The sequence below is a fragment of the Listeria rocourtiae subsp. hofi genome (genome assembly GCF_963575615.1).
GTDB classification, from domain to species: Bacteria; Bacillota; Bacilli; order Lactobacillales; family Listeriaceae; genus Listeria_A; species Listeria_A hofi.
Map to the genome: position 1 here is coordinate 23,808 of NZ_CAUYTL010000032.1, position 10,697 is coordinate 34,504.

Sequence of the window (10,697 nt, forward strand, 5' to 3'; positions counted from 1 at the left end):
GCATTCTACTCCACCTCCGTTCTTTATAATTTGACAATAATAAAATACATGAAAAGAATTCCCTTGGCGTGCGTAAACTAACACAAAAAATCCCTACCCGTCTAGTGACTTTGGCAGAGATTCAGAATTTATATGCGCCTCAAAAAACACATGATTCCCCTCGCTAAAGTTTTGGCACTATGCAACGTAAAGAAAATGAATTCTTAGCCACGTTATGGAAAGCCTTAATCCGACAATCCCTGTTCTACCCATTGGCGTCTTTGGACATTTTTGGGCAGTGGCATATGTTCACATAGGAGCCTCACTGTACAGGTCAGCGTGCCTACAAACACTCATTTGCGTCGTTAAAAGTTCCGTTCCGGTGCTCATGTACAAGTCGTACATTCCGCTCCGGTACTCGCTTTTGCCTAGCAACTAAGTATTTGTAGGCACGCTGAGGTTTGGAGGAACGGGCTGAATTTGACGCAGATAAAGAAGTTTTGCAAGCTTGCGTGATAATTATTATTGTTCTTGACACTTCTTAGGTTAGCATCGATGTTTTTTTGTGTCAAGGGGATTTCCCTAAAAATGTTGCCTTTGTGCAAGATAATTGTTTGGTGAGGGCAGGCGTGGGAGAGGGTTAGGGAACCTGATATTGAAAAGCTAAATATTTTCTAAAGATATCAAGCTTGTCATTGTTCGACCTCCGTATTTGTGATACTTTTAGAATAGATTATGGAAAATTCGTGAAGTGCGAGGAGCGGATGGGATGAGAAATAAGTACAGTTGGATGCTGCTTGGGCTTGCTTTGGTTGTTAGCGTTTTCTTTATTGGGAAACATTACTACACGAAGGCTTATGCAGAGAGGGAAATTGATGTGTTCGTGACGAAACAAGGCGTGCCGAGTAATGAGATTTATGACGAAAAATTTGTATGGGATTGGCAGAAAAGCGGAGACTATGTGAAAAATTTCAAGGTACGAGGGGATTCTGCGGATATTGTGTATCAGTATCTTTTTATTGGAAAGGGGTATGACGTATTGTTTACGCCGTATTCGTCAACGAGTGATGAGCCGGATGTGAAGTACCCGCCTGAGAAAACGGAGGATGATTTTAATTTGTATCATGGAGTGGCATATGAGGATGGAGGTTCATCTCTTTATGTGGATTATTTGAAATTGTTTACTGGCAGGGATGCGGGGCTGGATGATGGGAAGTACGTGTTACATAAGAGTAGTGATATTTTTGATGCGGCTGGAAAGAAAATCGATGCTTCAGAGGTGAAGCAGGGTGATAAATTGAAAATATATTTTGCAGATGAGGTGATGATTAAAGAGACATACCCTGGACAGATTGATGCGGAGTATATTTTTAAAGTTGTGAGGGAATGAGGGAATTTGAGGATGGGGAAGTATGTTAAAATCGCGCTTTTGGCAGTTGGGATTTTTGTAGTTTGGGGCTTATTTTTCGGGGTTTGGCTGATTGGGTATGTGGATTCTATTCAGCGCTTCGGGCTGGAGCGGACGGCGTGTGGGACGGATGGCTGTACGGAGCCAATTATGTGGTTGAATGTGTCTTGGGTTATGGTTATGTTTGTGGGACCGTTTATTGGGGCACTGATTTGGTTAATAGTTTTGGGATTTAGGAGGAAATAATGGATAAGAAAGTGAAGATAATCGTGGTGGCGCTGACGGTGTTATTAATTGTGGGAGCTGGATTTGCGGTACATAAAATTGTGCAGGCTAACAATGTGATGCGTGTACAGGTGGTGAATGAGAAGGATCGGACGCGTTTCATTGGTGAGGATGGAGTTGGATTCTATTCGATGGTGGATACGCCGGATACGATTTATACGTTGGTGAATACGGAGGGCGATACGGACAGTTACAATATTGCGAAAGCTGTTTATGCGATCGATAAGAAGACTGGCAAAATGGATATGGTTCCTGGGACTAGTAAGATGAAGTTCGGCATGGACGGGATTGACTCTACTTTTGGAAATGAGAATTATCTTGGCTGGGTGGAGGCGGACGCGGACTATGTGACGCGTACTGTTATTTATGATATTGCGCAGGAAAAAGTAGTTAAAAAGTGGGAAGGTGACGATTGGAATTCTTATTTCGATTTTCATGTGAAAGGCCATACGGTTTATTGGATGGAATCGCGCGGGAAGGTGGATCGGATTATGTCTTATGATTTGAAAACTGGTAAGGAGGCGCAGATTGATGAAGTTGGTGCGGAAGGGACGGTTCTGGCTTTTTCGGAGCATAAAATGTGGTATCGGGATATCAGGCGTGGTCGCGGGCATTTGAAGGGTTATGATTTGCGGAGTGAGAATTATGAAATATATGATTTGGGCGCTGGTTATAGCGAGTTGAAGCCAGTGAATGATAATTTGGTTGCCTATTTTAAGGATAACGCGGTGGATGGCCTATTTCTATACGATACGAATCTGCAAAAATCAGTACTGTTAAATAAGAATGATACTGGTATTAAAGCAAATTATGATGGGAAAGGTCTTCTTATTTCAGATCAGTTGTCGTATAAAATTGAAAGTTTGGACCGGATTCAATATGACAATACAATTGAATCAGAATATCCGGATAATCATCTATTTTCAACGGCAGAGCGGATTTCATCGTTACTTTTTATTACAAACGTTGACGAGCATGAGGAGCTTATATTGATGAATCAAGATGCTTTACGGTGGTCGACAAAATGATAATAAAACACCCCAAGATCAGATCTAAGTCTGAATTTTGGGGTGAACATTAGATGGGGAGCATCGTTTGTTTTTATTTGTTCAAGCCTTATTTTGCGTTTTCTTGAGCCATTTTTGCTTTGTAATCAGCAGCGGCTTTTTGGTCATATTCTTCTTTTGTTACTTTATTTGTTGCATTTTCTTCGGCCATTTGACGTTTCTTTTCTTCTGTTGCAGTAGCCATTTTTCTCTTAATATCTGATTTAGTGGCCTTATCAGCTGCTTCTTCCTCAGCCATTTGTTTCTTTTTCTCTTCATAGGCAGGGTCTATTTCCTTGTTGTACTCTACACCTGTCTGGTGATCTTGAGCCATTTTTGCTTTATAATCAGCAGCCATTTGTTCGGTATACTCTCCGCTTGCTACTTTATCTGCTGCCTCTTGCTTCACAAGTTCTTCTTTTTTCATTTTATCGGCCAATTCTTGTTTTTGCGATTCTGTTGTTTCTGCTTTTACATCTACTAGAGAGAATGCGGATACTCCTAGAATAGCGATGAAACCTACTGCTGTCAAAAGTTGTGATTTTTTATTGAATTTTTTAATCATAATAATTCTCCTCTTTAATCTGATTTTGTTTTTACTGAAATGTGCCAGTGTGGATGGCTGATAATAGGCTGAATATTGCTCTACTAGCTTAATAATGGTATGCCCGTAAGCTGTTCTTTCTGCGGGATTAATAAATGTCAGAGCGAGATTATCGCAGGCCATTTCTTGATCTTCACGCATAGCACGATTTGCGTACCAAAGAATTGGGTTGAACCAATGGATAATAAGCAAGCAATTCATCAGTAGATTAATGCCGATATCTTTTCTTTTATAGTGGGATAATTCGTGATAAAAAATGTATTTTAGCTGGTCGTTATCTAGGTGCTTCACATGTTTTTCATCAAGCAAAATCCTAGGTTTACTAACCCCGAATAAGGTTGGAGCTGAAATTTTGCCGGAGTAATGTAACGGGATGTCTTTTTTTATGGACATATCTTCTTTGCAAGTGCGATAAATATCCAAAACTCTTTTTTCAGTTATTACTGGTTGCCTACTTATATAGTTATATAGGCGCCTGTTTGCCAAGATTATGAAAATTCCGGCAGCGAGGATTCCTAGTATCCAAATGCATAAAAAGATAGTATATACGTTGATTTCGGCAGGTGCTTCTTCTGTTAGGACGGGTACTTCTGCGATGATTTCGGGTGCTATCGTTGTGCCTTCTTGACTAACAAGTGGGGTTGGTGCCTGGTTTGCTGGCAGTATGGAATATATACTAAAGGAGCTTTCTGGAAACCACGGCAGTACAAGCCTCACTACAAGAATTAGCCAAAGGACATATTTCCATTGTGGCGTTAACCAATTTTTTAATAGGAATCGGATGCACAGAATGAAAACGACTAACACGCTTGCCAAAATAGAAGTTTCTATCACCCAGTCAAAAATAGAAGGGAGGTACGTGTGCCATAGCGTATGAAACATAACTATTTATCCTTTCTGGGATTGGACTCGGTTTTATCATCTAAAAGTTGCTTTAATTCATCGATATCTTCTGCGGATAGCTTCTCCTCTTTTATAAAATTAACGAGTAATGGTTTGAAAGCTGCGCCGTAAAAACGGTTTAATAAAGATTTTGTTTCGCTTTGCATGTAATCTTCTTGAGATACTAATGCGGTGTACGTGTGCAGTTTTCCTTTTTCTTGATGAGAGGAAATAGCTTCTTTTTGTACTAGTCTGTTCAGTAGTGTTCGTATTGTTTTAGGACTCCAATCGTGTTCTTTTTCCAAAGCTTGAATGATTTCGCCGGCTGTCAGTGGAGATTGTTTCCAAATAACTTGGATGACTTCTAATTCAGCTTCGGATATTTTTGGTAAATGTCCCATGTTATGCCTCCTTTCGTAAGACTACATTTGTAATCTATGCTGTATACTAACATGAATTATCGTGATGAGTCAACCCCTATACTTTATGTAAATAGTAAAAAAATCGCAAGTTACGTTTGATTAATAGAGAGAATTATCTTCAATGATTTTTCTGTGTACGCTAAATTTTCACAATCTGCTGAATGACTCTAAACAGGCATCAAAACTCGATTGAGAACGATTATCAGTAGGGTTTTTACTATTCATTTTTCACAATAACTGCTATAATGGAAGGTGCATGAGAACGCTTCCTATTGGTTTTCTTAGAAGAGTGTGAGTTTTTAGTTTTCAAGGAGGGATTTTTAGATGGGTGCGAAAGTGAAAGTCACGGTGAAGATTAACGGCAAGGCGCATGATGTGGAAGAAGGAACGCGAATTTTAGATTATTTGAATGACGAGGGTGTGCATCATCCGCATATTTGTTATAGTAAGCAGATGGGCGCGATTCAGTCTTGTGATACGTGTATGTGTGAGGTCGACGGTGAATTGATGCGGGCTTGTAGTACGGATTTCAAAGATGCAATGGAGATTAAATTAGATTCGGAAAAGGCGAAAGAGGCGCAACTCGAGGCAATGGATCGGATTTTGGAAAATCATATGTTATATTGTACGGTTTGTGATAATAATAATGGAAATTGTCGGGTACATAATACGGCGGAACTGCTTGAGGTGGATTCACAGGAACGACCATTTCGTGAGAAGGGCTACATGAATGACTTTTCGCATCCGTTTTACCGCTATGATCCGGATCAGTGTATTCTTTGTGGACGCTGTGTTGAGGCGTGTCAAAGTGTGCAGGTGAATGAGACGCTTTCGATTGATTGGGATCGGCCGCAGCCTCGGGTTATTTGGGATGATGATCGTCCGGCGAATATGTCGTCGTGCGTGTCGTGCGGGCTTTGTTCAACGGTTTGTCCTTGTAACGCGATGATGGAGAAATCGATGCTCGGCCAAGCTGGGTTTATGACGGGAATCGGTGAGGAAGTTCTGGAGCCGATGATCGATATGGTTAAAAAAGTAGAGCCACCATATCAGACGGTTTTCGCGTTGTCAGAAATGGAAAAATCAATGCGGGATACGCGGACGAAGAAAACGAAAACGGTTTGTACGTTCTGTGGCGTTGGGTGTTCGTTTGAGGTTTGGACGAAAGGTCGTCAAATCTTGAAAGTAGAGCCAACGGGTGAAGGTCCTGTGAACAAATTTGCTACGTGTGTGAAAGGTAAATTTGGTTGGGACTTCGTGAATAGTGAGCAACGCTTGACGTCACCGCTGATTCGCGAAGGTGATGAGTTTGTCGAGGCGACGTGGCAGGAGGCAATTGCGCTGATTGCGGAGCGTTTAGGTAGTTTGCGTGATGAGTTTGGTAGCGATTCACTTGGCTTTATCTCTTCTTCTAAGACAACAAATGAGGAGAATTATTTGATGCAAAAACTGTCACGTCAAGTGTTTGAGACGAATAATGTGGATAATTGTTCACGTTATTGTCAAGCGCCGGCGTCGGATGGTTTGACGAATACGGTCGGAATTGGGGCGGATTCGGGCACAGCGGAAGATATTGAGACAGCTGGACTTGTGATTTTGGTCGGTTGTTCACCAGCGGATGGGCATCCGGTTCTTGCTAGTCGCATGAAGCGTGCGCAGAAGCTGAACGGTCAGAAATTGATGGTTTCGGATTTGCGAAAACATGAGATGGCGGAGCGTGCCGACTTGTTTATTCGTCCGAAGCAAGGTACAGATTTTGTGTGGTTGACGGCGGTTGCGAAATATATGATCGATATGGGCTGGCATGATGCGCCGTTTATGGAAGCGCGGATTTCGAATGTGGCGGATTACATGACGTTCCTCGCGCCGTTTACGCTTGAGTATGCGGAAAAAGAGACGGGGCTTTCGGTGGAGACGCTTCGCAATGTGGCACAGATGGTACATGAGGCTGATGGAACGGCGATTTGTTGGGGTATGGGTGTAACGCAAAATATTGCGGGTTCGCATACGTCAGCGGCGATTTCGAATTTGTTGCTTGTGACGGGGAACTTTGGTCGTCATGGCGCGGGCGCGTATCCGCTTCGTGGGCACAATAACGTACAAGGGGCTTGTGATATGGGGTCTCTGCCGAATGTATTGCCGGGCGTACAGTCCATTTTGAACCCAGAAGTTCGTGCTCGTTTCTCAGAAGCATATGGTGTAGAGATTTCGGAAGTGCCGGGTCTTAAAAATAACGAAATGTTAGACGCAATCGAGGCTGGAACGCTTAAAGCGATGTACTTGATTGGAGAAGAGATGGCTTGGGTGGATTCGAATACGAACCATGTCCAAGATACGCTTGCAAAACTTGATTTCTTCGTCGTTCAAGATGTCTTTTTATCGAAGACGGCGCAATTTGCTGATGTTGTTTTACCAGCATCGCCTTCGCTTGAAAAAGAAGGAACGTTTACGAATACAGAGCGTCGTGTGCAACGTTTGTATGAAGTGTTGGAGCCACTTGGTGATTCAAAACCGGATTGGTGGATTATTCAGGAAGTAGCAAACGCGTGTGGCGGTAATTGGAACTTCACGCATCCAAGTGAAATTATGGATGAGGTTGCGAGTCTGGCACCGTTTTTCGCGGGTGTTAGCTATGATAGGATGGAAGGATTCGATAGTCTAGTTTGGCCAGTTTCGGCGGATGGTGTTGATATGCCGTTACTTTATGAGGAGCGTTTCAATTTCCCAGATGGTAAGGCGAAACTTTCTGTATTGCCGTACCTTGCACCGATTGAGTTTCCCAAAGAATTTGATTTAACATTAAACAACGGTCGTTTGTTGGAGCAGTTCCATGAGGGGAATATGACGCATAAAACAAAAGGCTTGGATTATAAATTACCGGAAGTCTTTGTTGAAGTATCAAAGGAATTGGCGCAAAAACGTGGCGTGGAGGACGGTTCTCTTGTGCGTTTGACATCGCCGTACGGTCACATTAAAGTGCACGCTGTCGTGACAGATCGGGTTCGCGAAAATGAAGTGTACTTGCCAATGCACTCGGTCAGCCATGAGACAGCGGTTAACTTGTTGACATCAAGCGCGGGCGATGTGCGGACGAAGACGCCAGCTTACAAACAAACGAAGGTAAACTTAGAAGTATTACAAAAATGCGGTGAAAATCCGCTACCAAAACATAATCCACGAAATGCAGCGAGGTTCCCACAAAATGGTGTGGAGATTGAGCGCAAATGGGCACGTGCAGATTACAAACCAATCTCGAAGCATAATTGTGCTTGTGGTGGAAATTGTGCGTGTAAGAAAGGGAGTGAAGCGTGATGGCAGAACCGATTTCTAAAATCCGCCGTGTGGAAAAGACGGAAGATCAGATAAAGCAGGATAAAATGACGGCGATAAAAGATCAGATTGCAACGGATGATGTGGCATTCATGGAAATTTTAGAGTTAGTGAAGTCGCTGCATCAAGCTGGGGCGCTGGATATGTTGAACAGTGCTTTGAAAGCAAAAGAAGATATTGCGACAACATTTTTGAATGAAGCTCGTAAGGAACCGGCGACGAATGCGATTAATAACTTGATGATATCGAGTAAATTGTTAACGGAAACGAAGCCGGAGCAAACGGAGCAATTGTTGGCTGGACTTGCCAATGCACAGGCAAAAGCGAATGAGAGCTTGAAAGATGATGCAACGCTGGGACTTTTTGGCTTGGCAAGAGCGATGAAGGATCCTGATGTAAACCGGGCGTTGCGCTATGGCTTGGCATTTTTGAAAGGCGTAGGACAAGAATTGAAATAAAACTAGACTCCAGATGGTGTTGGCAGACGCTTATCTGGGGTTTTCGTTAGGTGGTGACGATTGATGGAAACGACTGCTGGACTTGGAATCAGGCGTTTTAAGGAAGGGCATATGTTTGATGATGTGGCGACAGTGGCCGTGGAATATCCGCTGACGATTTATGTGAATGAGGAAGAATTGGTGACGATTGTTTGTACACCCGAATATGCGGAGGATTTGGTGGTTGGCTTTTTGACTTCGGAGGGAATAGTGCGTGGCATGGCGGATATTGATTGTGTGGAAATTATTGAAGCGACGGGACATGCAAAAGTAACCGCGAATTTTGTGAATAAATTTAATGCAAAATACCGAGCGAAGCGCTACATTACGTCTTGCTGTGGGAAATCGCGAGAGAATTTTTATTTTCAGTCGGATGCATCGCTTGTGGAGACTCGGAATGAGACGGATTTGGTGTTGCGCCCAGCGGATATTTTCGATTTGATGGCGCGATTTGAAGCGGATTCGGACACGTTTCGTAAAACAGGAGGAGTGCATAACGCTGCGCTTTGTAGTCGCGATGAGGTGATTTGTGTGCGGATGGATATTGGGCGGCACAACGCGCTTGATAAAATTTATGGACATTGCTTGAAATCAGAAATTTCGATGACGGATAAGGCAATCATTTTTAGCGGCAGGATTTCCTCGGAAATTCTCGTAAAAACGGCGAAAATTGGTTGCGGTATTATTTTGTCGCGCTCAGCCCCCACAGAACTTGCTATAGAAATGGCGCGAGAGCTCAATATTACGGCGGTCGGCTTTATTCGCGGAAACGAGTTCAGTGTTTATAGCGGTTATCATCGCGTTTTAGAAGATTAGAAAAAGCGCCAAATCTCATTTTTAGAGGGACTTGGCGCTTTTTTCATAGGAACGATGTGCGATAATCATTAATGTACCGATCGATAGAAGTTGGTTCACGCTTTAGAAGTTCGTTTGCAGTAGTTGTGACCTTCTTCGCATTTCCCATCTGCGTGATAAAATACAGCATCGTCATAACATTGGCATATTCTTTCGGAGTTCCGCGCTTAATCATCGTTGACCGGAAACGCCGTAGTGATGGCTTACTATACGTTATTTTTTTGCCTAAAATCGCAGTCATCCTCTCAGCAACTTCATCGTAACTCACGGCCTCTTTCCCGGTAATACTATATTTTTGATGCAGATGTTCAGACGTATTTATGAGGCAAATTGCAGCAATTTCGCCAATATCACGCGTATCGATAAAGCTCGTTTTCGCATTTCCCGCTGGAATAAATAAATCGCTGTGTTCCTGAATATCCTCCCGGTGCGTCGTATTCAAATTTTGCATAAAGAAACTAGGACGTAAAAAAGTGTATGGCAGCGCGAGGCGCATCATCTCTTTCTCAATTTTATGATGCGGCGTGACCGGATTTTTCTCAACTCCAATCAAAGAAACAAAAACGACATGAGCCACAGAGCGTTCTTTTAAAAACCGTAAAAATGGAAACATATCCTCTTTGGGCGTGGAAAGTTGCGGAGGACGGACAAAAAATACTTTTGTAATATTTTCTAGTGCATAAGGAAAAGTAGTTGCATTCAAAAAATCAAAATGCACTACATCTACAAGCGTATTATCTTTCCACAAGGCCTTGCTTTTTTCTGGATTTGAGACTCCGGCACGCACAGCTATACCGTTTTCTGTCAGTTTTTGAACGACTGTAAAACCGATATTCCCTGTAGCTCCAAGTACTAATACCTTCTCCAAATCATTCATCCCTCTCTAATTTTTTTCTGTAATAAGCTCGTAAAAATAAGCTGTTCTTCCGGTGTATAGACTGATAAAAAGGTGGTGGTTACTTTCTGGCTAGAGGATTCCAATTTTGGCAGAAGTTCAAGGGCATTCGGGGTTAGCTGTAAGGAAAATGAGCGCTTATCCTGAACATTAGCTTGCTTAATAAGGAGCCCTTTTTTCTCAAGCCGAGAAATAATACCAGATGTAGTTGGCTTATCGAAACCGAGTCTGCTTGATAAGAGTCGGCTTGTTACAGGATGACCCTCAAGCATTTGAAGATGCTTGAGAATCGCCCATTGCCCGCTCGTGACATCATATTGCTCCAGCGCAATATTTAAATCGTGACGTAATTTTTTTGCACTATTCATCAATAAGTAACCAAAATCGTCCATCATATCATCTCTTTCAAAAATAATTAAAGAGGATGGGACAAAAGTTGATCTACAAATCAACGGATGTTCCATCCTCTTCTTACGATTAGTCAACCAATAAAC

General features: G+C 42.5%; 10 protein-coding genes and 1 riboswitch. Of the genes, 6 read left to right on the top strand and 4 right to left on the bottom strand.

The genetic code is table 11. The features are described 5' to 3' along the window. Positions 1-150: 150 nt before the first annotated feature. A riboswitch (M-box (ykoK) riboswitch) is annotated at positions 151-320 on the bottom strand. 428 nt (positions 321-748) lie between these two features. Genes R8925_RS12710 through R8925_RS12720 form a run of 3 tightly spaced genes read left to right on the top strand, consistent with a single transcriptional unit; the run spans position 749 to position 2,700 of the window. Continuing rightward, positions 749-1,369, top strand: a complete 621-nt coding sequence (locus R8925_RS12710) for a hypothetical protein (protein ID WP_430536184.1) — start codon at positions 749-751, stop codon at positions 1,367-1,369. 12 nt (positions 1,370-1,381) lie between these two features. Beyond that, positions 1,382-1,633 carry a hypothetical protein gene (locus R8925_RS12715; RefSeq protein WP_430536185.1) on the top strand — a complete coding sequence of 84 codons (252 nt, stop codon included), beginning with the start codon at positions 1,382-1,384 and terminating at the stop codon, positions 1,631-1,633. Continuing rightward, complete coding sequence (locus R8925_RS12720) at positions 1,633-2,700, top strand: hypothetical protein (protein ID WP_430536186.1); 1,068 nt, start codon at positions 1,633-1,635, stop codon at positions 2,698-2,700. Before R8925_RS12715 ends, R8925_RS12720 begins: the two co-directional genes overlap by 1 nt. A gap of 88 nt (positions 2,701-2,788) precedes the next feature. On the opposite strand, the gene R8925_RS12725 is transcribed toward R8925_RS12720, so the two are convergent. Beyond that, a complete protein-coding gene (locus R8925_RS12725; protein WP_430536187.1) occupies positions 2,789-4,204 on the bottom strand; it encodes a M56 family metallopeptidase in 1,416 nt (471 codons plus the stop codon). Between the two features lie 2 nt (positions 4,205-4,206). Next, complete coding sequence (locus R8925_RS12730; protein ID WP_430536188.1) at positions 4,207-4,605, bottom strand: BlaI/MecI/CopY family transcriptional regulator; 399 nt, start codon at positions 4,603-4,605, stop codon at positions 4,207-4,209. Between the two features lie 345 nt (positions 4,606-4,950). Here R8925_RS12730 and fdhF point away from each other — a divergent pair, with 345 nt between their 5' ends. From fdhF to fdhD, 3 genes are all read left to right on the top strand, one after another. Then, complete coding sequence (gene fdhF, locus R8925_RS12735) at positions 4,951-7,938, top strand: formate dehydrogenase subunit alpha (protein ID WP_430536189.1); 2,988 nt, start codon at positions 4,951-4,953, stop codon at positions 7,936-7,938. Further along, positions 7,938-8,414 carry a helical membrane plugin domain-containing protein gene (locus tag R8925_RS12740; RefSeq protein ID WP_430536190.1) on the top strand — a complete coding sequence of 159 codons (477 nt, stop codon included), beginning with the start codon at positions 7,938-7,940 and terminating at the stop codon, positions 8,412-8,414. The genes fdhF and R8925_RS12740 overlap by 1 nt, the downstream gene beginning before the upstream one ends. Before the next feature lie 63 nt (positions 8,415-8,477). Next, complete coding sequence (gene fdhD, locus R8925_RS12745) at positions 8,478-9,269, top strand: formate dehydrogenase accessory sulfurtransferase FdhD (protein WP_430536191.1); 792 nt, start codon at positions 8,478-8,480, stop codon at positions 9,267-9,269. Between the two features lie 43 nt (positions 9,270-9,312). Here the strand turns inward: fdhD and R8925_RS12750 are convergent, their stop codons facing one another. After that, positions 9,313-10,176: an NmrA family NAD(P)-binding protein gene (locus tag R8925_RS12750; RefSeq protein WP_430536192.1), complete on the bottom strand. Its 864-nt coding sequence runs from the start codon at positions 10,174-10,176 to the stop codon at positions 9,313-9,315. 5 nt (positions 10,177-10,181) lie between these two features. Beyond that, positions 10,182-10,697: MarR family winged helix-turn-helix transcriptional regulator (locus tag R8925_RS12755; RefSeq protein WP_430536193.1), on the bottom strand; the 516-nt coding region annotated here is incomplete at its 5' end.